The 24,090-nt window shown below is 61.4% G+C and carries 20 protein-coding genes; 13 read left to right on the top strand and 7 right to left on the bottom strand.

Features of this window, described 5'->3' with window-relative positions; translation table 11 throughout:
• Positions 1-107 precede the first annotated feature (107 nt).
• On the top strand, positions 108-224 hold the full coding sequence (gene ccoM, locus GQX66_RS28525; RefSeq protein ID WP_007959205.1) for a cytochrome c oxidase subunit CcoM: 117 nt from the start codon (positions 108-110) through the stop codon (positions 222-224).
• 670 nt (positions 225-894) lie between these two features.
• Here ccoM and GQX66_RS20055 read toward each other — a convergent pair.
• Positions 895-2,370, bottom strand: a complete 1,476-nt coding sequence (locus tag GQX66_RS20055) for an inorganic phosphate transporter (protein ID WP_102718207.1) — start codon at positions 2,368-2,370, stop codon at positions 895-897.
• Positions 2,371-2,745: 375 nt separating this feature from the next.
• A complete protein-coding gene (locus tag GQX66_RS20050) occupies positions 2,746-2,946 on the bottom strand; it encodes a hypothetical protein (RefSeq protein WP_007957826.1) in 201 nt (66 codons plus the stop codon).
• A 640-nt stretch (positions 2,947-3,586) separates the two neighbouring features.
• Here GQX66_RS20050 and pcaR point away from each other — a divergent pair.
• From pcaR to pcaC, 11 genes are all read left to right on the top strand, one after another.
• Positions 3,587-4,429, top strand: coding sequence for a pca regulon transcriptional regulator PcaR (gene pcaR / locus GQX66_RS20045; protein WP_007917109.1), 843 nt, complete (start codon positions 3,587-3,589; stop codon positions 4,427-4,429).
• A gap of 295 nt (positions 4,430-4,724) precedes the next feature.
• Entirely contained in the window at positions 4,725-6,071 is a 1,347-nt protein-coding gene (locus GQX66_RS20040; protein ID WP_011332817.1) for an MFS transporter, read from the top strand.
• Positions 6,072-6,351: 280 nt separating this feature from the next.
• Positions 6,352-7,209, top strand: coding sequence for a CoA transferase subunit A (locus GQX66_RS20035; RefSeq protein ID WP_003222404.1), 858 nt, complete (start codon positions 6,352-6,354; stop codon positions 7,207-7,209).
• A complete protein-coding gene (locus tag GQX66_RS20030) occupies positions 7,209-7,988 on the top strand; it encodes a CoA-transferase subunit beta (protein ID WP_129973615.1) in 780 nt (259 codons plus the stop codon). The genes GQX66_RS20035 and GQX66_RS20030 overlap by 1 nt, the downstream gene beginning before the upstream one ends.
• A complete protein-coding gene (gene pcaF, locus GQX66_RS20025) occupies positions 7,985-9,190 on the top strand; it encodes a 3-oxoadipyl-CoA thiolase (protein ID WP_240870888.1) in 1,206 nt (401 codons plus the stop codon). The genes GQX66_RS20030 and pcaF overlap by 4 nt, the downstream gene beginning before the upstream one ends.
• A 35-nt stretch (positions 9,191-9,225) precedes the next feature.
• On the top strand, positions 9,226-9,930 hold the full coding sequence (pcaH, locus tag GQX66_RS20020; protein WP_011332820.1) for a protocatechuate 3,4-dioxygenase subunit beta: 705 nt from the start codon (positions 9,226-9,228) through the stop codon (positions 9,928-9,930).
• A gap of 1 nt (position 9,931) precedes the next feature.
• Positions 9,932-10,498: a protocatechuate 3,4-dioxygenase subunit alpha gene (gene pcaG / locus GQX66_RS20015; RefSeq protein ID WP_240870887.1), complete on the top strand. Its 567-nt coding sequence runs from the start codon at positions 9,932-9,934 to the stop codon at positions 10,496-10,498.
• Between the two features lie 217 nt (positions 10,499-10,715).
• The gene (locus GQX66_RS20010) at positions 10,716-12,011 is read left to right on the top strand and encodes an MFS family transporter (RefSeq protein ID WP_240870873.1); all 1,296 of its coding nucleotides are present in this window, start codon (positions 10,716-10,718) and stop codon (positions 12,009-12,011) included.
• 46 nt (positions 12,012-12,057) lie between these two features.
• The gene (locus tag GQX66_RS20005) at positions 12,058-13,422 is read left to right on the top strand and encodes a 3-carboxy-cis,cis-muconate cycloisomerase (protein ID WP_240870870.1); all 1,365 of its coding nucleotides are present in this window, start codon (positions 12,058-12,060) and stop codon (positions 13,420-13,422) included.
• Between the two features lie 12 nt (positions 13,423-13,434).
• Positions 13,435-14,226 (top strand): 3-oxoadipate enol-lactonase, encoded by a 792-nt coding sequence (pcaD, locus tag GQX66_RS20000; protein ID WP_085748203.1) that lies wholly within the window; start codon positions 13,435-13,437, stop codon positions 14,224-14,226.
• A 10-nt stretch (positions 14,227-14,236) separates the two neighbouring features.
• Positions 14,237-14,629 carry a 4-carboxymuconolactone decarboxylase gene (gene pcaC, locus GQX66_RS19995; RefSeq protein ID WP_011332825.1) on the top strand — a complete coding sequence of 131 codons (393 nt, stop codon included), beginning with the start codon at positions 14,237-14,239 and terminating at the stop codon, positions 14,627-14,629.
• A gap of 51 nt (positions 14,630-14,680) precedes the next feature.
• On the opposite strand, the gene GQX66_RS19990 is transcribed toward pcaC, so the two are convergent.
• The 5 genes from GQX66_RS19990 to emhA all read right to left on the bottom strand — a co-directional run bounded on the left by GQX66_RS19990 (position 14,681) and on the right by emhA (position 22,995).
• A complete protein-coding gene (locus GQX66_RS19990) occupies positions 14,681-15,496 on the bottom strand; it encodes a methyltransferase domain-containing protein (RefSeq protein ID WP_240870861.1) in 816 nt (271 codons plus the stop codon).
• A 167-nt stretch (positions 15,497-15,663) separates the two neighbouring features.
• A complete protein-coding gene (locus GQX66_RS19985) occupies positions 15,664-16,923 on the bottom strand; it encodes an OprD family porin (protein WP_240870858.1) in 1,260 nt (419 codons plus the stop codon).
• A 289-nt stretch (positions 16,924-17,212) separates the two neighbouring features.
• Positions 17,213-18,673: an efflux RND transporter outer membrane subunit EmhC gene (gene emhC, locus GQX66_RS19980; RefSeq protein ID WP_129973609.1), complete on the bottom strand. Its 1,461-nt coding sequence runs from the start codon at positions 18,671-18,673 to the stop codon at positions 17,213-17,215.
• The gene (gene emhB, locus GQX66_RS19975; protein WP_129973608.1) at positions 18,670-21,834 is read right to left on the bottom strand and encodes an efflux RND transporter permease subunit EmhB; all 3,165 of its coding nucleotides are present in this window, start codon (positions 21,832-21,834) and stop codon (positions 18,670-18,672) included. The genes emhC and emhB overlap by 4 nt, the downstream gene beginning before the upstream one ends.
• A gap of 3 nt (positions 21,835-21,837) precedes the next feature.
• Entirely contained in the window at positions 21,838-22,995 is a 1,158-nt protein-coding gene (gene emhA / locus GQX66_RS19970) for an efflux RND transporter periplasmic adaptor subunit EmhA (protein WP_085748207.1), read from the bottom strand.
• Between the two features lie 266 nt (positions 22,996-23,261).
• Between emhA and emhR the strand changes: the two genes are divergently transcribed.
• Positions 23,262-23,894: an efflux system transcriptional repressor EmhR gene (gene emhR, locus GQX66_RS19965; RefSeq protein ID WP_102718198.1), complete on the top strand. Its 633-nt coding sequence runs from the start codon at positions 23,262-23,264 to the stop codon at positions 23,892-23,894.
• The last annotated feature ends 196 nt before the right edge of the window (positions 23,895-24,090 follow it).

The raw sequence follows: 24,090 nt of genomic DNA, 5'->3' as shown, positions 1-24,090 counted from the left end.
TTCCTTTCCTCCCCATGGTGACCGGCATTGATCCCGGTCAATTCCTGCGCCTGCCTGATTGGTTAACTTAGTTCCATCGCAGCAGAGCAGGGGCCAGGAGGCCAGTCATGTTTTTCGATAACGTGGTGTTTGCCGGGGTCCTGACTGTGGGGCTGATGGTTCTGTTTTTTGCAGGGTTTGGATTTTTTATCTGGAAGGATGCGAACAAGCGCAAGAAGCCTTGATTCTTCCGGGTTTGATGAGCACGCAAGGCATTTTGGGCAACTTCGGTTGCCCTTTTTTTTTGTGTCTTGGCGGCCTTTGGGCCGACCAAGTTGTGGTTCGTTTTGGGTGAATATCCGTTTTTTTGGTAACGGCTTCCTATGGTTCCGCCCTTACGGCGGCTCACTTTTTCAAACGCCAAAAAGTAAGCAAAAGGCTTGGCCCCTGCGTTCGGCGCCTCGCTGTGGCTCGGCGTTCCTTCGTTCCGGGATTCATCCGGGGGCATCGCCTACGGTTTGCTTCGCTGCACCTCCTCTCGATGCATGCGGCTGCGCCGCACGGTCGCTGCGCTCCCACCCCCGGATCAATCCCTCCACTCAGCCTTCCGATGGGGCCGGCACGTCAAAAGCGGTACTCGAGCTAACGCTCATCGTTTTGAGTGGTGAGAGGCGAAAAGCGACTGCTTTTGCTTTTGCTTTGATCGTTCCCACGCTCTGCGTGGGAATGCAGCCCGGGACGCTCCGCGTTCCATTTCTGAAGCCAACAAAAAAGTGTGATCCTTTCAAGTCTCGCCTTTGATCGTTCCCACGCTCTGCGTGGGAATGCAGCCCGGGACGCTCCGCGTCCCATTTCTGAAGGCAACAAAAAAGGCGTGATCCTTTCGAATCACGCCTTCTTCACTGCAGCGATCTATCAGCTACCCAGCGCCTTCGACGCCAGCCAGAACAGGCCGGCCGACAGGGCCACGGTGGCTGGCAGGGTCAGGACCCAGGCCAGCAGGATGGTTTTCACCGTGCCGCCTTGCAGGCCGCTTTTGTTGGCGACCATGGTGCCGGCCACGCCCGAGGAGAGGACGTGGGTGGTGGACACCGGCAGGCTGAAGATGTTGGCCAGGCCGATCAGGCTGGCGGTGGTGATCTGGGCCGACATGCCTTGCGAGTAGGTCATGCCTTGTTTGCCGATCTTCTCGCCGATGGTCAGTACCACGCGTTTCCAGCCGACCATGGTGCCCAGGCCCAAGGCCAGGGCGACCGCCAGAATCACCCAGAACGGGGCGTATTCGGTGGTGGTGGTCAGGTCTTTGCGCAGTTTGTCCAGGTCGGCTTTTTCACGCGGTGCGAGGCCTGGCAGTTTGCTGACTTTCTTCGCGGTGTCGTCCAGGCAGAGCAGGTAGCGACGCACTTCGATGCGGCTTTCAGCGGACAGCGAGTGGTAGTCCGCCACACCTTTGAGGGTGTCGAGCAGGGCGGCGATGGTCGGTTCGGTCTGTTGCGGGTTGCAACGGAATTTTTCCGGCAGGTCGCCTTCCACGCTTTTACCCAGGGCCAGGAATTCGCCCAGGGTGTCGGCGTTGCGCTTGTAGAACTGGCTCAGGTGCAGGGTCGCATCGCGAGTACGTTCGATCTGGTAAGTGGTGCTGTTCAGGTCGAGTACGAACTGCGCAGGCACGATACCGATCAGTACCAGCATGATCAGGCCGATACCTTTCTGGCCGTCGTTGGAACCGTGCACGAAGCTCACGGCCATGGCCGAGATTACCAGGACCAGGCGGTTCCAGAACGGTGGGTGCTTCTTGTCGTCGATCTTGCGGCGCTGTTCCGGCGTCTTGTGCATCTTCGACAGCGGTCGCCACCATTTCAGGCCGATCAGCACCAGCGCGGCGATCAGGAAGCCGGCCATCGGCGAGAACACCAGCGAGGCGCCGATATCGATCGCTTTCTGCCAGTTGACGCCGTCAGCCAGTGGAATTTCGTTGATCAGGGCGTTGGCCAGGCCGACACCGAGGATCGAACCGATCAGCGTGTGCGAACTGGAGGCCGGGATACCGAAGTACCAGGTGCCCAGGTTCCAGGCGATCGCGGCGGCGAGCAGCGAGAACACCATTGCCAGACCATGGCCGGTGTTCACGTTGATCAACAGTTCTACCGGCAGCAGGTGCACGATGGCATACGCCACGCCAACGCCGCCCAGCAGTACGCCGAGGAAGTTGAACACGCCCGAGAAGAACACCGCCAGGTGAGGCGGCATCGCTTTGGTGTAGATAACAGTGGCTACCGCGTTAGCGGTGTCATGAAATCCATTGATGAACTCGAAGGCGAGGACAAATGTCAGGGCGAGCAGGAGGCTCACAAGCACCCAGGCATCCAGTCCGCTGAATAAATCGATCATGAAGGTTTTCTGACCCGGTCATAAGGGGGCGCGATTATGCCAGAAAAGACTGGAAATCGATCCCCTACCTGCTCATCGGTAAGCGTCTTCGCCAATTTAATTTGTATCAAGGTGCATTACCCAAGCTTTTTACAGGGTTTTGCAAGGTGTTGATTCCATTGATAAAAATGCGAGACGCCGGCGGATTGGCCGGTTGTCGGGAGGGGGGTGAAACTTGTATGAAATATCTGAGAAACGCGTCTGACATGCTCCAGACCTGTGCAATACAGGGGAGTTGGCCGCTGCCCGCGGGTAGCGGGCGCGCAAGGCATCGTCAGTCCACCGTGCTTGTAACCCGGTGAGTACGCTTACCCTCGAAAGTCTCAAAGGAAGGCATCACGGCTCTTCGGCTTTGAGTTCCTCTTCCATTTTTTTCAGTTCTTGCTGGAAGACCTGATCCTGAACGGTAGGGCGTTTTCGCCAGGCTTTGCGTTCTGGTTCGGGCTGGGCGGCGTAGGTGGTGACTTCCCCGCCGTAAACTTCCTTGTAACGTTGTTCCTGGCGCTCAAGTTCCGCGCGCAGTTCGTCTTTCGTCACAGTGCTACCTGTATGAGTTGAGATAAATGTCTGGTGAACGCACTGCAACGAATCATTTAACCGGTTCACCAACAAGCGCTCGCCCGGACAGGCAGCGGTGTTGTCGCGAAGACGGTCAGGACTTCCATGTTGCAGGCGGCTACGGCACCAGATTAAAACTGACGCAGCATCAGTTTCCTGTTTCAGCGAGCGCGCTGGCGGTGCATGAATAATGAGCATCAGGCGCTGGCCGGGGCCGGCAGCGATGGACATCGCGCCAGCGGGTGGCACCGTCGGCAAATAAAAGCGCGGTGTCACTAAGGTGCATTATAGCGGCCGAATCGGGATTGCCTATCTTTGCCAAGTTAAAAACGGTTCTGAATGTGTGATTGTTTTGTGACGTGCAACTTTCATCAATAGTTGCATCGTCGTTGCGCAGTGTTTGATTTCTGGCGCCATTTAGTCGGACAACTAAGGCGCTTAAACCGCACCGGCGTTCCAAGTTCAAATCCGTTCCGCACCGCCTTAACGAGGAGACGAGGGCGATTGCGATTATCGGTCGACGGTTCGATAATCGCTCGGTGTTGGCGGTCTGTCGCTTGTGTATCCGCCAGCGAGCCGCTTGTATAGCCGTTGATCCGAACAAGAACAAGGACCCGACATGAACGATCAAATGCGCAATTCCTTCACCTCGGTAGCGCCGCCGATCGTCGCTTCGCCGGCCAAGCGTATCCAGGCCCTGACCGGTGATCCGGATTTCATGACCTCCCTGGCCCGCGGCCTGGCGGTGGTGCAGGCGTTTCAGGAGCGCAAGCGCCACCTGACCATCGCCCAGATCAGCCATCGCACGGAAATTCCCCGCGCCGCCGTGCGCCGTTGCCTGCACACGCTGATCAAGCTCGGCTACGCCACCACCGACGGGCGCACTTATTCGCTTCTGCCCAAAGTGCTGACTCTCGGTCACGCCTATCTGTCTTCGACGCCGCTGGCGGTCTCGGCCCAGCCGTACCTCGACCGCATGAGCGAGCAACTGCACGAGGCCTGCAACATGGCCACGCTGGAAGGCGACGACATTCTCTACATCGCCCGTTCGGCCACCACTCAGCGTCTGATTTCGGTGGACCTCTCGGTGGGCGGGCGGTTGCCAGCGTACTGCACGTCCATGGGGCGGATCCTGCTGGCGGCGCTGGACGACACCTCGCTGCGCGAATACCTCGACCACGCCGAACTGGTAGCCAAGACCAGCCGCACGATTCACACCCCCGACGCCTTGCTCGAATGCCTGCAGGAAGTGCGGCAGCAGGGCTGGTGCATCGTCGATCAGGAACTGGAGCAGGGCCTGCGTTCGATTGCCGTGCCGGTCTACGACGCTTCCGGCCAGGTAGTGGCCGCGCTCAACGTCAGCACCCACGCCGGTCGCGTCAGCCGCACCGAGCTGGAGCAGCGCTTTCTGCCGGGTCTGTTGAGCGCCAGCCGCGACCTCAGTGCGCAATTGTTTGCCTGATGAAGCTGTTCGATAAACGCACAGAGTTGCGTTTATCGAATTGACGCTAAAACCCCCGGATCATTAATGTCGCGGCAGCGTCATCCGGCGCGAATGTGAATGAGCCCGCCGGATTGTCGACTCTCTTAATAATGACAAGAGGCAACTTCCCATGCGCACGTTCCCCGACTGTCGCCGCTCCCGTTCCTGTTGCCGGTATTAGCGCAACGCCTGATTTCTTCCTTATATAGTTGTGACCGTGCCGCTCTCTGGCCGGCCGCCGTTCGACTGCGTTTTCTTGCGTGGAATAAAAATAATGAACCAGCCTCAGTCCGCTGTAGGTCACTGCCTCGATGTGCAGTCCTTCATCAATGCCCAACCGATCTCGCGCTATCAATGGCGAGTGGTGATTCTGTGTTTCCTGATTGTGTTCCTCGATGGCCTCGACACCGCGGCCATGGGTTTTATTGCGCCGGCCCTGTCCCAGGACTGGGGCATCGACCGCGCCAGCCTCGGCCCGGTGATGAGCGCCGCGCTCATCGGTATGGTCTTCGGCGCGTTGGGCTCCGGGCCGTTGGCTGACCGCTTCGGGCGAAAAGTCGTACTGGTCGGCGCGGTGTTTCTGTTCGGTGCTTTCAGTCTGGCGTCGGCCTACGCCACCAATGTTGATCAACTGCTGGTGCTGCGTTTCCTGACCGGTCTGGGGCTGGGCGCCGGCATGCCGAACGCCACCACGCTGCTGTCGGAATACACCCCCGAGCGTAAAAAGTCGCTGCTGGTGACCAGCATGTTCTGCGGCTTCAACCTCGGCATGGCCGGAGGCGGATTCATCTCGGCCAAGTTGATCCCGGCATTCGGCTGGCACAGCCTGTTGCTGATCGGCGGGATCCTGCCGCTGATCCTCACCGTGGTGCTGCTGCTCTGGCTGCCGGAGTCGGCGCGTTATCTGGTGGTGCGCAATCGCGGCACCGACAAGGTGCGCAAGACCCTCGCACCCATTGATCCTGCCATCGTCGCGCAGGCCGCGAGTTTCAGCGTGCCGGAACAGAAAACCGTCAAAGCGCGCAACGTGTTTGCGGTGATTTTCTCGGGCACCTACAGCGTCGGCACGTTGCTGCTGTGGCTGACCTACTTCATGGGCCTGGTCATCGTGTACCTGCTGACCAGTTGGCTGCCGACCCTGATGCGCGACAGTGGCGCGAGCATGGAGCAGGCAGCGTTTATCGGCGCATTGTTCCAGTTCGGCGGGGTGTTGAGCGCGGTCGGCGTAGGCTGGGCGATGGACCGGTTCAATCCGCACAAGGTCATCGGCATTTTCTACCTGCTGGCCGGGGTGTTTGCCTACGCCGTGGGGCAGAGCCTGGGCAACATCACGCTGCTGGCGACGCTGGTGCTGGTGGCGGGCATGTGCGTCAACGGTGCGCAATCGGCGATGCCGTCGCTGGCGGCGCGGTTTTATCCGACGCAGGGCCGGGCGACCGGTGTGTCGTGGATGCTCGGGATCGGCCGGTTTGGCGCGATTCTCGGGGCGTGGATGGGCGCGACCCTGCTGGGGTTGGGCTGGAATTTTGAGCAGGTGCTGACGGCGCTGGTGATTCCGGCCGGGCTGGCCACGGCAGCGGTGGTGATCAAGGGCCTGGTCAGTCACGCGGACGCGACCTGAGTTTCATTGCAGGATCGTTCCCTCGTCGAACTGGCTTCAGAGGTTGCTTCGCGCTCGGCTCCGGAAGGACGCGGAGCGTCCCGGGCTGCATTCCCACGCAGAGCGTGGGAACGATCAGTGACGGAACGATAGGTTGATAACAATCTGTTCGATAAACGAACACTCAGTCGATTATCGGATTGTTTGGCGAAAATCAGCGGCTTAATCTTCAGTGACTCCGGCGCAGAACCTCGCGCCTTTTTATCACTGGCGATTCATTACAAAAACGGGAGCCCGCTCCATGGCTGAGATCCTTTCGCTGCACGACGCGGTGAAGCAATTCGTCAACGACGGCGACACCGTCGCGCTCGAAGGCTTCACTCACCTGATCCCTACGGCGGCGGGTCATGAAATCATTCGTCAGGGCAAGAAAGATCTGACCCTGGTGCGGATGACGCCTGACCTGATCTACGACCAACTGATCGGCGCCGGCTGTGCACGCAAGCTGATCTTCTCCTGGGGTGGTAACCCTGGCGTGGGTTCGCTGCACCGTCTGCGCGACGCGGTCGAGAAGCAATGGCCGCATGCGCTGGAAATCGAAGAACACAGCCACGCCGACCTGGCCAATGCCTACGTCGCCGGCGCCTCCGGCCTACCGTTCGCGGTACTGCGGGCCTACGCCGGCTCGGACCTGCCGAAGGTCAACCCGCTGATCAAATCCGTAACGTGCCCGTTCACCGGTGAAGTGCTGGCGGCGGTGCCGTCGGTGCGTCCGGACGTGACCGTGATCCACGCCCAGAAAGCCGACCGTCAGGGCAACGTGCTGCTGTGGGGCATCCTCGGCGTGCAGAAAGAAGCCGCACTGGCCGCCAAGCGTTGCATCGTCACCGTCGAAGAAATCGTCGACAACCTCAACGCCCCGATGAACGCCTGCGTGCTGCCGACCTGGGCCTTGAGCGCTGTCTGCCACGTACCCGGTGGCGCGCATCCGTCCTACGCCCACGGTTACACCGAGCGTGACAATCGCTTCTATCAAGCGTGGGATCCGATCGCCCGCGACCGTGAGACGTTTACCGCGTGGATCAACGAATACATCCATGGCTGCGCTGACTTCAGCGAGTTCCAGGCCAAGTTGGCCGCTGCTTCGGAGGCCAAGTAATGACTTACACCACCAATGAAATGATGACCGTCGCCGCGGCCCGTCGCCTGAAGAACGGCTCGGTGTGCTTCGTCGGCATCGGCCTGCCGTCGAAAGCCGCCAACCTGGCGCGCCTGACCTCGTCGCCGGACGTGGTGCTGATCTACGAATCCGGCCCGATCGGCGCCAAACCCAGCGTATTGCCACTGTCGATCGGTGACGGCGAACTGGCAGAAACCGCGGACACTGTTGTGCCGACCGGTGAGATTTTTCGCTACTGGCTGCAGGGCGGGCGCATCGACGTCGGTTTCCTCGGCGCAGCCCAGGTCGACCGTTTTGGCAACATCAACACCACTGTGGTCGGCGACTATCACCAGCCGAAAGTACGCCTGCCGGGTGCCGGTGGCGCGCCGGAAATTGCTGGTTCTGCCAAGAGCGTGCTGATCATCCTTAAACAGTCGGCGCGTTCGTTTGTCGACAAGCTCGATTTCATTACCTCGGTCGGCCATGGCGAGGGCGGTGATTCGCGCAAACGTCTGGGCCTGCCGGGTGCCGGCCCGGTCGGGATCATTACCGACCTGTGCATCATGGAGCCGGAAGAGGGCACCCACGAGTTCGTGGTCACCGCACTGCACCCGGGCGTGACCCGCGAGCAAGTGGTCGCCGCCACCGGTTGGTCGATCCGTTTTGCCGACAGCGTTGCAACCACCGCTGAACCGACAGAAGTCGAACTGACTGCGCTGCGCGATCTCGAAGCGCGCACGGCCGCTGCCCACGGCCAGGCACCGGGAGAAGCATGATGCGTGACGTTTATATCTGCGATGCGATTCGTACCCCCATTGGTCGTTTCGGTGGCGGTCTGGCGGCGGTTCGCGCCGACGACCTGGCCGCCGTGCCGATCAAGGCCCTGATGGAACGCAATCCGTCGGTGGACTGGAGCGCCATCGACGAGGTATTCCTCGGCTGCGCCAACCAGGCCGGTGAAGACAACCGCAACGTGGCGCGCATGGCGCTGCTGCTGGCCGGTCTGCCGGAGAGCGTTCCGGGCGTCACCCTCAATCGCCTTTGCGCGTCGGGCATGGACGCGATCGGCACGGCGTTCCGCGCCATCGCCAGCGGCGAAATGGAGCTGGCGATTGCCGGCGGCGTCGAGTCGATGTCCCGCGCACCGTTCGTGATGGGCAAGGCTGATGCGGCGTTCTCGCGCAACATGAAGCTGGAAGACACCACCATCGGCTGGCGTTTCATCAACCCGTTGATGAAGGCCCAGTACGGCGTCGACGCGATGCCGCAGACCGCTGACAACGTCGCCGACGACTACGAAGTTTCCCGCGAGGATCAGGACGCTTTCGCCCTGCGCAGTCAGCAACGTACTGCCGCTGCCCAGGCTGCCGGCTACTTCGCCGAGGAAATCGTCGAAGTGCGGATCGCCCACAAGAAGGGTGAAACCGTGGTCAGCCAGGACGAACACCCACGCGCCGACACCACGCTTGAAGCCCTGACCAGACTGAAACCGGTCAACGGCCCGGACAAGACCGTCACCGCCGGCAACGCTTCGGGCGTCAACGACGGTGCTGCCGCGCTGATTCTGGCCTCGGCCGATGCGGTGAAAAAACACGGTCTGACCGCCCGCGCCAAAGTGCTCGGGATGGCCAGTGCCGGGGTCGCGCCACGGGTGATGGGCATCGGCCCGGTGCCGGCGGTACGCAAACTCACCGAACGCCTTGGCGTGGCGGTCAGCGATTTTGATGTGATCGAACTCAACGAAGCGTTTGCCAGCCAGGGTCTGGCGGTGCTGCGTGAGCTGGGGCTGGCGGACGATGCGGCCCAGGTCAACCCGAACGGCGGCGCGATTGCCCTCGGTCACCCGTTGGGCATGAGCGGCGCGCGTCTGGTGCTGACCGCGCTGCATCAGCTGGAAAAGACCGGTGGCAAGAAAGGTCTGGCGACCATGTGCGTCGGTGTCGGCCAGGGTCTGGCCCTGGCCATCGAACGCGTCTGACGCAAGCCGTGATGAAAAGAACAGAGGAAAGCGAAATGACTGACAAGCCTGGTTACCGCCGCCCGCAGGAAGGCACCCAGCCGCCGTACCTGCACCCGACCTATCAATCCACCAATCTGCGCTCGCCGTCCAAGCCGTTGGTGTTTCTGCCGCATTCGCTGTCGGAAATCACCGGCCCGACCATCGGTGCCGAGCGTGTGGCCGATACCGACAACGATTTGACCGCCCAGCATCAGGGTGAACCGCTCGGCGAGCGGATCATCATTCACGGGCGTGTGCTCGACGAAGACGGCCTGCCGGTGCCGGGGATTCTGGTGGAGATCTGGCAGGCCAACGCCGCCGGTCGCTACAACCATGCCCGTGACCTGCACGACGCACCGCTGGACCCGAACTTCACCGGCACCGGCCGCACCGTGACCGACGCCGACGGCTGGTATCAGTTCCAGACCATCAAGCCCGGCGCCTATCCGTGGGGCAACCACCACAACGCCTGGCGCCCGGCGCACGTGCATTTCTCGTTGTTCGGACCGAGCATCCTGACGCGCCTGGTCACGCAAATGTATTTCCCGGGCGACCCGCTGCTGGCCTACGACCCGATCTACAACTGCGTGCCGGACACCTCGGCCAAGGAACGCCTGATCGCCGCTTTCGATCTGGAAAAAACCATTCCGTCCTACGCCCTCGCTTATCGCTGGGACATCGTGCTGCGCGGCCGCGAAGCCACGCCGATGGAGAAATGAGATGACCCTGACTGCGACCACGTCCCACACCGTCGGGCCGTATTACCACATCGGCCTGACCTGGCTGAACCGTGAAAACCTCGCCAACGAACTGACCCTCGGCCAGCGCGTGGCGATCACCGGGCAAGTGGTGGACGGCAACGGCGATATCGTCAACGACGCCATGCTCGAAGTCTGGCAGGCCAACGCCGCCGGCAAATATGACCACCCGGAAGACGAGCAGGCCAAGCCGCTCGATCCGAATTTCGAAGGCTTCGGCCGGGTGCCGGTGGACTCTGAAGGGCGCTTTCGTTTCACCACCATCAAGCCGGGCACGGTCGAAGGCCTGAAGGGCTCGACCCAGGCGCCGCATCTGGTGGTGCTGGTGTTCGCGCGCGGTCTGGTGAAGCACTTGCTGACGCGGATTTATTTCGAGGGCGATCCGGCGAACGTCAATGATCCGTTGCTCGAATGCGTACCGGCCGAGCGCCGCACCACGTTGCTGGCGAAACCGGATGCGGCGGGGGTTTATCAGTGGAATGTGATTCTGCAGGGCACTGATGCGGAGACCGTGTTCTTCGATTACTGAGAATGATCGTTCCCACGCTCCGCGTGGGAATGCATCCCGTGACGCTCCGCGTCACAGTGGACGCGGAGCGTCCATGGCGGCATTCCCACGCAGAGCGTGGGAACGATCAACGTCGAGGCGCCGAATGCGTTTGCGTGGGAACGGTCAGTACAGGATGTGGAACGGGACTGTTGCAAAGTGTGTCTAGACTCTCACTGTCCCTATCGAGTGAAAAACAATGACAACCCTCACCTCCCATTACACCGGTGAAGAGCGCAGCAAGCGCATCTTCGCCATTGTCGGCGCGTCGTCCGGCAACCTCGTCGAATGGTTCGACTTCTACGTCTACGCCTTCTGCGCGATCTATTTCGCCCCGGCGTTTTTCCCCTCCGACAATCCCACGGTGCAGCTGGTCAACACGGCAGGCGTATTCGCCGCCGGGTTCCTGATGCGACCGATCGGCGGCTGGATTTTCGGCCGGGTCGCGGACAAGCACGGGCGCAAGAACTCGATGCTGATCTCGATCCTGATGATGTGCTTCGGCTCGTTGCTGATCGCCTGTCTGCCGACCTACAAGGACATCGGCGTCTGGGCGCCGCTGCTGCTGTTGTTCGCGCGCTTGCTGCAAGGCTTGTCGGTGGGCGGTGAGTACGGCACCACCGCGACCTACATGAGCGAAGTCGCGCTCAAGGGCCAGCGCGGGTTCTTCGCCTCGTTCCAGTACGTGACCCTGATCGGCGGGCAACTGCTGGCGGTGCTGCTGGTGGTGATCCTGCAACAGTTCCTCTCTGAAGAAGAATTGCGTGCCTACGGCTGGCGGATTCCGTTCGTGGTCGGCGCGGCCGCTGCGCTGATTTCGCTGTTCCTGCGCCGCTCGCTGAAAGAAACCACCAGCAAGGAAATGCGCGAGAACAAGGACGCCGGCAGCATCCGTGCACTGTTCCGCGATCACAAGGCTGCGTTCATCACCGTGCTCGGCTACACCGCCGGCGGCTCGCTGATTTTCTACACCTTCACCACGTATATGCAGAAGTACCTGGTGAACACCGCCGGCATGCACGCCAAGACCGCCAGCTACATCATGACCGGCGCGCTGTTCCTGTACATGTGCATGCAGCCGCTGTTCGGCATGCTCGCCGACAAGATCGGCCGGCGTAACTCGATGCTCTGGTTCGGCGGCCTCGGCACGTTGTTTACGGTGCCGATCCTGCTCAGCCTGAAAAGTGTTGGCAGCCCGTTCCTGGCTTTCGTGCTGATCACCGTGGCGCTGGCGATCGTCAGTTTCTACACCTCGATCAGCGGTCTGGTGAAAGCCGAGATGTTCCCGCCGGAAGTCCGCGCCCTCGGCGTTGGTCTGGCGTATGCGGTGGCCAACGCGATCTTCGGCGGTTCGGCAGAATACGTCGCCCTGAGCCTCAAGGCCGGCGGCATGGAAAACGCCTTCTACTGGTATGTCACCATCATGATGGCCGTGGCGTTCCTGTTCGGCCTGCGCCTGCCCAAAGAAGCGAAGTATTTGCACCACGACCTTTAAACCGATGCGCGCGGGCCACACCGGCCCGCGCCGGCAAGGACTGTTTATGACTCAGCGACCGGGCAATCAATTGTTCGATGCCTACTTTACTGCCCGCGATATGCGCGACGTGTTCTGCGATCAGGGCCGGGTGCAGGCGATGCTCGACTTCGAAGCGGCGCTGGCCCGGGCCGAAGCGCGGGTCGGGTTGATTCCGGCGGGTGCTGTCGCGTCGATTGAAAATGCCTGCCGCGCCGGGCTGTTTGATTTCGCGGCATTGGGCGAGGCGATTGCCACGGCCGGCAATTCGGCGATTCCGCTGGTCAAGGCGTTGGGCAAACAGATCGCAGCGACCGATGCCGAAGCCGAGCGCTACGTGCATCTGGGCGCCACCAGCCAGGACGTGATGGATTCCGGTCTGGTGCTGCAATTGCGTCAGGCGCTGGAATTGATTGAAAGGGAACTGGCGCAACTGGCCGACGCTCTCGCCATTCAGGCGCAGCGCCACGCCGCGACGCCATTGGCCGGACGCACCTGGCTGCAACACGCGACGCCGGTGACGCTCGGCATGAAGATCGCCGGTTGGCTCGGTGCGATCACGCGCAGCCGTCAGCGTCTGCGCGAGCTCAAGCCACGGCTGCTGGTGCTGCAATTCGGCGGCGCGTCCGGCACCCTCGCGGCGCTCGGCGAACAGGCGTTGCCGATCGCCCAGGCGCTGGCCGAAGAACTGCACCTGACCCTGCCGGAACAACCGTGGCACACCCAGCGCGACCGCATCGTCGAGTTCGGCGCGGTACTCGGTCTGATCGCCGGCAGCCTTGGCAAATTCGGCCGCGACATCAGCCTGTTGATGCAGACCGAAGCGGCGGAAGTGTTCGAACCGTCGGCGCCGGGCAAGGGCGGTTCCTCGACCATGCCGCACAAGCGCAACCCGGTGGGTGCGGCGGTGTTGATCGGTGCGGCGACCCGCGTGCCGGGGCTGGTCTCGACGCTGTTCAGCGCCATGCCCCAGGAACACGAACGCAGCCTCGGTTTGTGGCACGCCGAATGGGAAACCCTGCCGGAGATCTGCTGCCTGGTGTCGGGCGCGCTACAACAGGCGCGGCTGCTGGCGGATGGTCTGGAAGTCGATGCCGCGCGCATGGCCCGCAACCTGGAACTGACCCAAGGCCTGGTGCTGGCCGAGGCGGTAAGCATCGTGCTCGCACAACGGGTCGGCCGCGACACCGCGCATCATCTGCTCGAACAATGCTGCAAACGAGCGGTGGCCGAACAGCGCCACTTGCGTGCGGTACTCGGTGACGAACCGCAGGTGACCGCCGAACTGAGCGCAACCGAACTGGATCATCTGCTCGATCCCGCCCATTACCTCGGTCAGGCGCAGGTCTGGGTCGAGCGTGCGGTGGCCGAACACAACGCATTGTCTGACTGAAAGGAGAGGGCTGTGGCTTTCGTTCAACTCGCCGATGGCGAACTGCATTACACATTGGAAGGCCCGGCCGATGCGCCGGTGCTGGTGCTGTCGAACTCGCTGGGCACCGACCTGCACATGTGGGACGTGCAGATGCCGGCCTTCACCGAACATTTTCGCGTGCTGCGTTTTGATACGCGCGGGCACGGCCAGTCGCTGGTGACGCCGGGCCCTTACAGCATCGAGCAACTGGGCCGAGACGTGCTGGCGCTGCTGGATGCGCTGCATATCGAACGCGCACATTTCTGCGGTCTGTCGATGGGCGGCCTGATCGGCCAGTGGCTGGGGATCAATGCCGGCCAGCGTCTGAACAAACTGATCGTCTGCAACACCGCGGCAAAAATTGGCGATCCGTCGGTGTGGAACCCGCGCATCGAAACCGTGCTGCGCGACGGCCCGGGGGCGATGGTTGCGTTGCGTGATGCATCGATTGCCCGCTGGTTTACCCCGGACTTTTCGGCCTCCAACCCGGCCGCAGCCAAGCAGATCACCGACATGCTGGCCGCGACCAATCCTGAAGGTTACGCCGCCAACTGCGCGGCGGTGCGCGATGCGGATTTCCGTGAGCAGTTGTCGTCGATCACGGTGCCGTTGCTGGTGATCGCCGGTACCGAAGATGCGGTGACGCCACCGTCCGGCGGGCACTTCATCCAGGAGCATGTGCGCGGCGCCGAGTACGCCGAGTTTTATGCGGCGCACCTTTCCAACGTTCAGGCCGGCGACGCGTTCAGCGACCGCGTGCTGACCTTTTTGCTGGCCGATTGAGGGGATTTCCGTGGACGAGAAACAACGTTACGACGACGGCATGCAAGTGCGCCGCGCGGTGCTCGGCGACGCTCACGTCGATCGCAGCCTGACCACGCTGACCGAGTTCAATTCGGAATTCCAGGAGATGATCACCCGTCACGCCTGGGGCGATATCTGGACCCGCCCGGGCCTGCCACGCCACACCCGCAGCCTGATAACCATCGCCATGCTGATCGGCATGAACCGCGAGGGTGAACTCAAGTTGCACCTGCGGGCGGCGGCCAACAATGGCGTGAGCCGTGGCGAGATCAAGGAAGTGATCATGCAGAGCGCGATCTACTGCGGGATTCCGGCAGCGAATGCGACGTTCCATCTGGCCGAATCGGTGTGGGATGAGCTGGGTACCGAATCCCGCGAGTAATCGTTGAATTCGAAGGATCGCAGCCAGTTGAAGGCTGCGATCCTTTGAACTTCACGCCTTGGCAACAATGAAAATCCGCTTGAACGCAAACAACGTATGGCCATTTTCCTCCTGCGGATAATGCGCATGCACCCGCCTCAGGTAGTGATAGATAAAGCGCGCCTGTTCCTCTGACGTCAGTCCCAGCATCACCGGCCGCAGCGCCGAGACCTTTACCCAGTCATAAACCGGCGACTTGCCGTCGACCACCTGCAACTGCTCGGTTTCCCAGATATCCAGCGACTGCGTCAGCGGCGCGAGCAAACGGTAGTAATCCTCCAGCGGCAGCAACGGCCGCGCCGCCATGCGTTGACGCAATTGCGCAGTGCCGATGGGGCGACCGCAGGGTCCGGCGTCGTCGAGGGTGTCGAGCATCAGCCGATACCACAGCGCATCGCGCCAGTCCGGCATATGCGCGGCCAGACAACCGCCGGGATTGAGGTGGCGAAGCAATCCCGGCAACAGCGTTCTATGGTCATCGATGAAATGCAGCACGGCCGCGGCGAACAACAGGTCGGCTGGCTTGCGGGGTTTCCAGTGCTGCAGTTCGGCGTGTTGCCAGCGTGCCTTGATCGGCAGGCAACGGGCGACCTCAAGCATGTCTTTTGAACTGTCGATGCCTTTGATATCTGCCTGCGGCCAGCGATCGGCCAAAACCTTGGTGGCAATCCCGGTGCCGCAACCGAGGTCATAAATGCGCTGAGGATTGTGCAGGTCGACACGGCCGAGCAATTCATCGACCGGTTGTTGCCTGAGACGGGAAAACTGCTGGTACGCCCGGGCGTCCCAGTCTTTGTCGACGGGAGCCGGTTTGAGTCGGGTGATCATGAGGTCGTCCTCCGGTGATCAGCAGGGTCTTCCGATGACAACCTGGCCAAGTCTTGGGGACCTACATCAACAGATAACGGAAGCGAAGAGGGTGGAGCACCTGAGTCCTTCAGGTTTTTCCACTTTAAATGATGGCTGGCGTAACGCCAGCCATTCGGACAGGCGGCTTAGAGCAAACTGATCGGATAGCTGACGATCAGGCGGTTCTCGTCGAACTCGTTGTTGCTGAAGTCGCGGCGCATGGTCGAGTTGCGCCATCTGACGTTCAGGTTCTTCAGCGCGCCGCTCTGCACGGTGTAGCCCAGTTCCGATTCGCGGCCCCATTCCTTGCCGTCGGTGATGGTGCCTGTGTGCACGTTGTCGCCGCTGATGTAACGGTTCATCAGGGTCAGGCCGGGGATCCCCAGGGCAACGAAGTTGTAGTCGTGGCGGACCTGCCAGGAGCGTTCCTGCGCGTTGTCGTAGCTGGCGTTGTAGCTGTCGTTGGCCAAGGTGCCGCCGCTGGTGCCGTTGACGCGCATCCAGGCGCTGTCGCCGGTGAGTTTCTGCAGGCCGACGTAGAAGGTGTGGCCACCGTATTTTGCCGAGAACAGGCCTGACCAGGTCTTGTTGTCGAGTTCGCCGGCGCGGGCGCTGCCGTCATCCTTGCCATAGAAGAAGCCGAGGTTGGCGCCGAGGGTCCAGTCGCCGATTGGCTGGCTGTGGATCAGGTTGACGTATTGCTGGCTGTAGATGTCCTTGAGCTCGGCGTTCCACAGACCGATCTGGGTACGCTTGTCGTTGAATACGTATTCGCCGCCCTGGAAGTTGAAGCGGTCGGAGGTGAAGGCGGCTTTGCCGGTCATCGACATGTCGCTCATGCTGCTGTCGTCGCGCGGGCTGTTGGCGCGGAACTGGCCGCCGTAAAGGGTCAGGCCATCGACTTCCTTCGAGGTGATCTGGCCGCCGCGAAAGGTCTGCGGCAGCGAGCGGCCGTCGTCCGAACGCAGGATCGGCAGCACCGGCATCCATTCGCCGACCTTCACTTCCGTTTGCGACAGCTTCGCCTTGAACGCGACGTTGGTGCGGCCGAAGTTGTCCGCCGGACGACCGTCATGATCCAGTGGCAGCAGTTGCGTGCCGCCAGTGCCTTTGCCGCCATCGAGCTTCACCGAGTACAACCCCAGCACATCCAGGCCGAACCCGACGGTGCCTTGGGTGAAACCGGACTTGGCGTCGAGGATGAAGTTCTGCGTCCACTCTTCAGCCTTGCCCTGAGCCTTGGTCGGGTTGGTGAAGTTGCGGTTGATGTAGAAGTTGCGCAGGTTCAGGTTGACCTTGGCCCCTTCGATAAAACCGACTTCTTCAGCCGCAGCGGGCAGCGCGATGCCGGCCAGGGCGAGGGCGATCAGGCCGGGAAGTGCGTAGGGCGCAGGGGAGGTTGTCATGGGCTCGGGTCTCTCTTGTTTTTTTGGGGCAAACGGGGGCGCTGCGGCCGTTTTTCAAGGCGCAGACATTCGATGGATTCAGAGGCGAAGCGGCGGCGATCAGCCGGGAGGAGCAGGGCGCGGGAGCATGGTGTCGAACCTGTTGTTATTGGTTTTGTGGCTCGAATGGTGCGGGGCGCGGGCGAGGCGATTCAATCGGCGAAAGTGAAATTTGGGCGATTATCGAACGCAAGATTTGCGTTCAACAAAAAGCCCGCCAATCGGCGGGCTTCTTGTGTTCAGCGGATGATCAGAACAGCTTCATCTTCGGTGCTTCTTCCTTCAGCGGTTCGTTCTGCGCGGTCTGCGCATTCCAGCCACCGCCCAGGGCCTTGTACAGGTTGACCGCACTGGTCAGCTGCGCGAGGCGGTCGGTGATCAGCGATTGTTGCGCGCTGAACAGCTGACGCTGGGCATCGAGGAAGGTCAGGTTGCTGTCGACGCCGATGCGATAGCGACGCTCTGCCAGGCGGTAGTAATCCTGGTTGGCGGCGACGAAATCACGCTGGGCCTGCAACTGCTCGGTGTAGGTCTGGCGCGCTGCCAGGCCGTCGGCGACTTCCTGGAAGGCCGTTTGAATGGACTTCTCGTAGTTCGCCACGCCAATGTCCTTCTGGATCTTGGCGTAGTCGAGGCTGGCGCGCAGGCTGCCGGCGTTGAAGATCGGCAGGTTGATCTGCGGCTGGAACAGCCACGTGCCCGAACCGCCCTTGAACAGGCCGGACAGGTCCGGGCTCAGGCTGCCCGCGTTGGCGGTCAGGCTGATGCTCGGGAAGAACGCTGCACGGGCCGCGCCGATGTTGGCGTTGGCCGCCTTCAGGTTGTACTCGGCCTGAAGGATGTCCGGACGACGTTGCAGCAGATCCGACGGCAGGCCGGCCGGCACGTCGGCCAGCAGGTCATCCGACAGCGGTTTGGCCGCTTGCAGGTTGGCCGGTACGCCGGTGCCGAGCAGCAGGGTCAGGCTGTTTTCGTCCTGGGCGACCTGGCGGGTGTAACGCGCCAGTTGTGCCCGGGCGTTCTCAACCGAAGTACGCGACTGCGCCAGGTCCAGCGCCGAAGCCACACCGACTTCGTTGCTGCGGCTGGTCAGCTTGTAGCTTTCCTCGAAGGCACCGAGGGTGTCCTGAGTCAGCTTCAGCAGTTCCTTGTCGGCCTGCCAGGTCAGGTAGGCGTTGGCCACGCTGGCCACCAGGCTGATCTGGGTGCTGCGGCGCGCTTCTTCGGTGGCGAAGTATTGCTGCAGCGCTTGTTCGCTCAGGCTGCGAACCCGACCGAACAGGTCGAGTTCGTAGGCGCTGATGCCGACGGTGGCGGAGTAGGAGCTGGTGATGCTCGACTCACCGGTCTGCGACGCACGGGCCGGAACCCGCTGACGGCTGCCGCTGGCATTGGCCGACACGGCCGGGAACAGGTCGGCGCGCTGGATGCGGTATTGAGCCGCATAGGCGTCGATGTTCAGCGCCGCGACACGCAGGTCGCGGTTGTTTTCCAGGGCGACCTGGATCAGCTGTTGCAGGGCCGGGTCATGGAAAAACTGCTTCCAGCCCTGTTCGGCAGCGGCCTGCGCCGGTGCCTGGGCCGGCGAGTACGCCGGACCCTGCGGGTATTGGCCCGCCACCGGTGCTTCAGGCTGCTGATAATCCGGTATCAGCGAGCAACCGCTCAGCACGAAGGCGGCGACTGCGATGGAGAGTAGCGACTTGCTCATTGGCCAGCCTCTTTAGGAGTTTCTATGGTGTCATCCTTGCCGGCGTTTTTGCGCTGACCCATGGACGACACAGTGACGAAGAACAGTGGAACCCAGAAAATCGCCAGGATCGTTGCGGTGAGCATACCGCCAATCACGCCGGTACCGATCGCGTGTTGACTGCCCGAGCCTGCGCCGGTGGAGATAGCCAACGGTACAACACCGAGGACGAAGGCCAGCGACGTCATGATGATCGGTCGCAGACGCATGCGGCAGGCTTCGATGGCCGCATCGCGCAGACTGCGTCCCTGCTCGTGCAATTCCTTGGCGAACTCGACGATCAGAATGGCGTTTTTAGCCGCCAGACCAATGGTCGTCAACAGACCCACCTGGAAGTACACGTCGTTCGACAGACCGCGCAGGCTGGTGGCCATCAACGCACCGATGATCCCCAGCGGTACCACGAGCATGACCGCGATCGGAATCGACCAGCTTTCATACAGCGCCGCCAGACACAGGAACACCATCAGCAGCGACAGGGCGTACAGCGCCGGAGCCTGCGAGCCGGACAGGCGTTCTTCGTACGACAGACCGGTCCACGAGATACCCACGCCGGCCGGCAGTTTCTTGGCAATCGCCTCGACTTCGGCCATCGCTTCACCGGTGGAGTAACCCGGCGCCGGGGCACCAAGGATCTCGACCGCTTCAACGCCGTTGTAACGCGCCAGCTTCGGCGAACCGTAGATCCACTCGCCCTTGGCGAATGCGGAGAATGGAACCATGGTGCCGGAGGCGTTGCGCACGTACCACTTCTTCAGGTCTTCCGGGCTCATGCGCGAGTCTGGCCGGCCCTGCACGTACACCTTCTTCACCCGACCACGGTCGATGAAGTCGTTGACGTAGCTACTGCCCAATGCAATCGACAGGGTGTTGTTGATGTCGGAGATCGTAATGCCCAGGGCACTGGCCTTCTCGTCGTCGATTTCCAGCTGGAATTGCGGCTCGTCGTTCAGACCGTTCGGACGGACCTGGGTGAGCACCTTGCTCTGCGCGGCCATGCCGAGGAACTGGTTGCGTGCAGCCATCAACTTCTCGTGACCGATACCGGCGCGGTCCTGCAGGAACACGTCGAAACCGGTGGCGTTACCCAGCTCCAGTACTGCTGGCGGGGCGAAGGCGAACACCATCGCATCGCGGAAGCTGAAGAAGTGCTGCTGGGCGCGGGCGGCGAGTTTGAACACGCTGTTGTCGGCGTTACGTTCGTCCCACGGCTTGAGCATGATGAACGCCATACCCGAGCTCTGGCCACGGCCGGCGAAGTTGAAGCCGGTCACGGTGAACACCGAGGCTACCGCGTCGCCTTCACCGCCATCCTTGGTCGGACGCAGCAGGAATTCACGCATTTCATCCACCACCACCTGAGTGCGCTGGGCACTGGAACCGGCTGGCGTCTGCACCTGGGCGAACAGAACGCCCTGGTCTTCTTCCGGCAGGAAAGCGGTCGGAATGCGGGTGAACAGCCAGATCATGCCGACCACGATCAGCAGGTACGCCAGCAGGTACGGTGCCTTGCGCGACAGCATGTTGCCGACACCGCGCTCGTAGCTGTTGACGCCTCGGTCGAAATTGCGGTTGAACCAGCCGAAGAAACCTTTTTTCGGCGTGCCGTGCTCACCGTGCGGAATCGCCTTGAGCATGGTGGCGCACAGCGCCGGGGTGAAGATCAGCGCGACCAGTACCGACAACGCCATGGCCGACACGATGGTGATCGAGAACTGCTTGTAGATCACACCGGTGGAGCCGCTGAAGAACGCCATCGGCAGCAATACCGCCGACAGTACCAAGGCAATACCGACCAGGGCGCCCTGGATCTGTCCCATGGATTTCTTGGTCGCTTCCTTCGGTGACAAGCCTTCTTCGCTCATCACCCGCTCGACGTTTTCCACCACGACGATGGCGTCGTCCACCAGCAAGCCGATGGCCAGCACCATACCGAACATGGTCAGGGTGTTGATGCTGAAACCGGCCGCCGCGAGGATGCCGAACGTACCGAGCAATACCACCGGCACGGTCATCGTGGTGATAACCGTGGCGCGGAAGTTCTGCAGGAACAGGAACATCACCAGGAACACCAGCGCAATCGCTTCGACCAGGGTGTGAACCACGCCTTTGATCGACTCGGTCACCACCGGGGTGGTGTCGTACGGGAACACCACTTCCATGCCTTGCGGGAAGAACGGCTTGAGGTCGTCAATCGTCTTGCGCAGTGCTTTTGCAGTGTCGAGGGCGTTGGCGCCGTTGGCCAGTTTCACCGCCAGACCGGAAGCCGGGCTGCCGTTGAACTGGGCGCTGATCGCATAGTTCTCGCCACCCAGGCCGACGTCGGCGACGTCTTTCAAGCGAACCTGCGAGCCGTCCTTGTTGACCTTGAGCAGAATCTCTTTGAACTGCTCGGCGGTCTGCAGACGGGTCTTGCCGATGATCGTGGCGTTCAGTTGCTGGCCCTGCACGGCAGGCAAGCCGCCGAGCTGACCGGACGACACCTGGACGTTCTGCGCCGCAATCGCGGTTTTCACGTCGACCGGGGTCAGGTTGAAGTTGTTCAACTTGGCCGGGTCGAGCCAGATGCGCATCGCGTACTGGGCACCGAAGACCTGGAAGTCACCGACACCGGCGGTCCGCGAGATCGGGTCCTGCATGTTCGACACGATGTAGTTGGACAGGTCGTCCTTGGTCATGCTGCCGTCACGCGACACCACGCCGATCACCAGCAGGAAGTTCTTCACTGCCTTGGTCACGCGGATACCCTGTTGCTGCACTTCCTGCGGCAGCAGCGGGGTGGCCAGGTTCAGCTTGTTCTGGACCTGGACCTGCGCGGTGTCGGAGTTGGTGCCCTGCTCGAAGGTCGCGGTGATGGTCATGCTGCCGTCGGAGTTACTTTCCGAGGACACATAACGCAGGTTGTCGATACCGTTGAGTTGCTGCTCGATCACTTGGACCACGGTGTCCTGAACCGTCTGTGCCGAAGCACCCGGGTAGGTCACGGAGATCGCAATGGCCGGTGGCGCAATGCTCGGGTACTGGTTGATCGGCAGTTTCAGGATCGAAAGTGCCCCGACCAGCATGATCACCAGGGCAATTACCCAGGCGAAAATCGGACGGTCGATGAAAAATTTTGACATGGATTACTCCCCTTTGCCGCCGGCGGCTTTGTCAGCTGCCTGTGCGGGGGCCGGGTTCTTGTTGCCGACATTGGTCGCTTCGGTCGGTTTGACCTCAACACCCGGTTTGACGAATTGCAGCCCTTCGGTGATCAGGCGATCGCCAGCCTTCAGGCCGTCTTCGATCAGCCACTGGCTGCCGACAGTGCGGCTGGCCTTGAGCTGGCGCAGTTCGACTTTGTTGTCCGGGCCGACGACCAGCGCGGTCGGGGTGCCTTTGAGGTCGCGGGTCACGCCTTGCTGCGGTGCGAGGATCGCGGCGCTGTTCACGCCGGCCTGCAACTGTGCGTGGACGAACATGCCCGGCAGCAGGGTGTGATCCGGGTTCGGGAACACCGCGCGCAGGGTCACGGAACCGGTGGTCTGATCGACCGACACTTCGGAGAATTCCAGCTTACCGTCGAGCTTGTACTGGCTGCCGTCTTCGAGGGTCAGCTTGACCGCAGCGGCGTTGTCGCCGGCTTTCTGCAGACGACCGCTTTCCAGTTCGCGGCGCAATTCCAGCAACTCGACCGAGGACTGGGTAACGTCGACGTAGATCGGGTCCAGTTGCTGGATCACGGCCATCGCGTCGGTCTGGCCGCTGCTGACCAGCGCGCCTTCGGTCACCGAAGAGCGGCCGATACGACCGGAGATCGGTGCGTAGACCTTGGTGTAGCGCACGTTGATCTGTGCGGTCTGCAACGACGCTTCCGATTGCAGGCGGTTGGCCACGGCGGTGTCGTATTCCTGACGGCTGACGGCCTGCTCGTCGACCAGTTGCTTGTAGCGGTCGGAGATCGACTTGGTCGAACGCAGGTTGGCTTCGGCGCTTTTCAGGGTCGCTTCATAGACCGACGGATCGATCTGATACAGCTGCTGGCCGGCTTTGACATCGCCGCCTTCCTTGAACAGGCGCTTGAGAATGATGCCGTTGACCTGCGGACGAACTTCGGCGATGCGGAACGCACTGGTGCGGCCCGGCAGTTCGGAAGTCAGGGTAAAGGCTTGTGGTTGCAGGGTGACGACGCCGACCTGAGGAGGTGGTGCGGCGGGAGCCGCCTCTTCCTTTTTACATCCGCTGAGCAGCGATGCCAGGGCGACGGCAGTGACCAGAGCGGTAACAGCTGGCTTGAATTGCATGAAGATCCTCGGGTCAGGCGCGCGAAAAGCGCACAAGAAGTGTGGAAGGGTAAAAAAGGGTTACCGGGTGGATAAGTAGCTTGCTAAGGAATATACTTACGTTCATGGTTGTTTGTAAACACCTTGGCGTCGTATCCACCCTGTTACAAAAGTCGTCGCAAGGTCTGAAATTGTAGGCCGGGGAGCCGATCCGCGAGAGATCGACCCTTTTTTATTCAGCGGATATTCAGCCATCCCTGAAACATCCTGTTTGAGGTTTTACTGCCATGGTTCGTCGTACCAAAGAGGAAGCTCAGGAAACGCGCAGCCAGATTCTCGAAGCGGCCGAAAAAGCCTTCTATGAGCGGGGCGTGGCTCGCACGACCCTGTCGGATATCGCGACTCTGGCCGGGGTGACGCGCGGTGCGATCTATTGGCACTTCAGCAACAAGGCCGATCTGTTGCAAGCCATGCTCGATACCCTGCATGAGCCGCTGGACGAACTGGCCAAGGCCAGCGAAAGCGAAGACGAGCCCGACCCGCTGGGCTGCATGCGCCAATTGCTCATTCATTTGTTTCATCAAGTTGCGCTGGACCCGAAGACCCGGCGTATCAACGAAATTCTGTTTCATAAGTGCGAGTTCACCGATGAAATGTGCGATCTGCGCCAACAGCGCCGGACCGCCAGCCTCGATTGCAATGTGCGGATCGCGCTGACATTGAGTAATGCGGTCAATCGTGGGCAGTTGCCGGCAGACCTCGACACTGCCCGGGCAGCCATCAGCATTCACGCCTATATCGACGGCCTCCTTTATGGATGGCTACTGGCGCCGGACAGCTTCGAACTGTACGCCGAGGCCGAGCGCTGGGTCGATACCGGGCTGGACATGCTGCGCCTGAGCCCCAGCCTGCGCAAATGAAACAAAATTCGTTATTGGATCAGTTTGTGTCAATGACGGAGGAGGGTGAAGATCCCTGTTCACTCGCCCCGCTGCAACGGGATGCTTTTATATACCTCTGCGGCACGGGTTGATATGTAGCGAGCTACGTATTTTGTAGGGATTTTGTGTCGAGCCTGTGAACGAATGTGAGCGGCTCGCCCACCCGGCGATCAAT

Source organism: Pseudomonas sp. B707, from assembly GCF_022496685.1.
Taxonomy (GTDB): Bacteria; Pseudomonadota; Gammaproteobacteria; order Pseudomonadales; family Pseudomonadaceae; genus Aquipseudomonas; species Aquipseudomonas paraglycinae.
This window is presented reverse-complemented; position numbering and strand designations above follow the sequence as displayed.

What these genes read in the sequence shown, in the direction of transcription:
- ccoM (WP_007959205.1), top strand. Translation starts at nt 108, where the DNA reads ATGTTTTTCGATAACGTGGTGTTTGCCGGGGTCCTGACTGTGGGGCTG.
- GQX66_RS20055 (WP_102718207.1), bottom strand. Translation starts at nt 2,370, where the DNA reads ATGATCGATTTATTCAGCGGACTGGATGCCTGGGTGCTTGTGAGCCTC.
- pcaR (WP_007917109.1), top strand. Translation starts at nt 3,587, where the DNA reads ATGAACGATCAAATGCGCAATTCCTTCACCTCGGTAGCGCCGCCGATC.
- GQX66_RS20040 (WP_011332817.1), top strand. Translation starts at nt 4,725, where the DNA reads ATGAACCAGCCTCAGTCCGCTGTAGGTCACTGCCTCGATGTGCAGTCC.
- GQX66_RS20035 (WP_003222404.1), top strand. Translation starts at nt 6,352, where the DNA reads ATGGCTGAGATCCTTTCGCTGCACGACGCGGTGAAGCAATTCGTCAAC.
- GQX66_RS20030 (WP_129973615.1), top strand. Translation starts at nt 7,209, where the DNA reads ATGACTTACACCACCAATGAAATGATGACCGTCGCCGCGGCCCGTCGC.
- pcaF (WP_240870888.1), top strand. Translation starts at nt 7,985, where the DNA reads ATGATGCGTGACGTTTATATCTGCGATGCGATTCGTACCCCCATTGGT.
- pcaH (WP_011332820.1), top strand. Translation starts at nt 9,226, where the DNA reads ATGACTGACAAGCCTGGTTACCGCCGCCCGCAGGAAGGCACCCAGCCG.
- pcaG (WP_240870887.1), top strand. Translation starts at nt 9,932, where the DNA reads ATGACCCTGACTGCGACCACGTCCCACACCGTCGGGCCGTATTACCAC.
- GQX66_RS20010 (WP_240870873.1), top strand. Translation starts at nt 10,716, where the DNA reads ATGACAACCCTCACCTCCCATTACACCGGTGAAGAGCGCAGCAAGCGC.
- GQX66_RS20005 (WP_240870870.1), top strand. Translation starts at nt 12,058, where the DNA reads ATGACTCAGCGACCGGGCAATCAATTGTTCGATGCCTACTTTACTGCC.
- GQX66_RS19990 (WP_240870861.1), bottom strand. Translation starts at nt 15,496, where the DNA reads ATGATCACCCGACTCAAACCGGCTCCCGTCGACAAAGACTGGGACGCC.
- GQX66_RS19985 (WP_240870858.1), bottom strand. Translation starts at nt 16,923, where the DNA reads ATGACAACCTCCCCTGCGCCCTACGCACTTCCCGGCCTGATCGCCCTC.
- emhC (WP_129973609.1), bottom strand. Translation starts at nt 18,673, where the DNA reads ATGAGCAAGTCGCTACTCTCCATCGCAGTCGCCGCCTTCGTGCTGAGC.
- emhB (WP_129973608.1), bottom strand. Translation starts at nt 21,834, where the DNA reads ATGTCAAAATTTTTCATCGACCGTCCGATTTTCGCCTGGGTAATTGCC.
- emhA (WP_085748207.1), bottom strand. Translation starts at nt 22,995, where the DNA reads ATGCAATTCAAGCCAGCTGTTACCGCTCTGGTCACTGCCGTCGCCCTG.
- emhR (WP_102718198.1), top strand. Translation starts at nt 23,262, where the DNA reads ATGGTTCGTCGTACCAAAGAGGAAGCTCAGGAAACGCGCAGCCAGATT.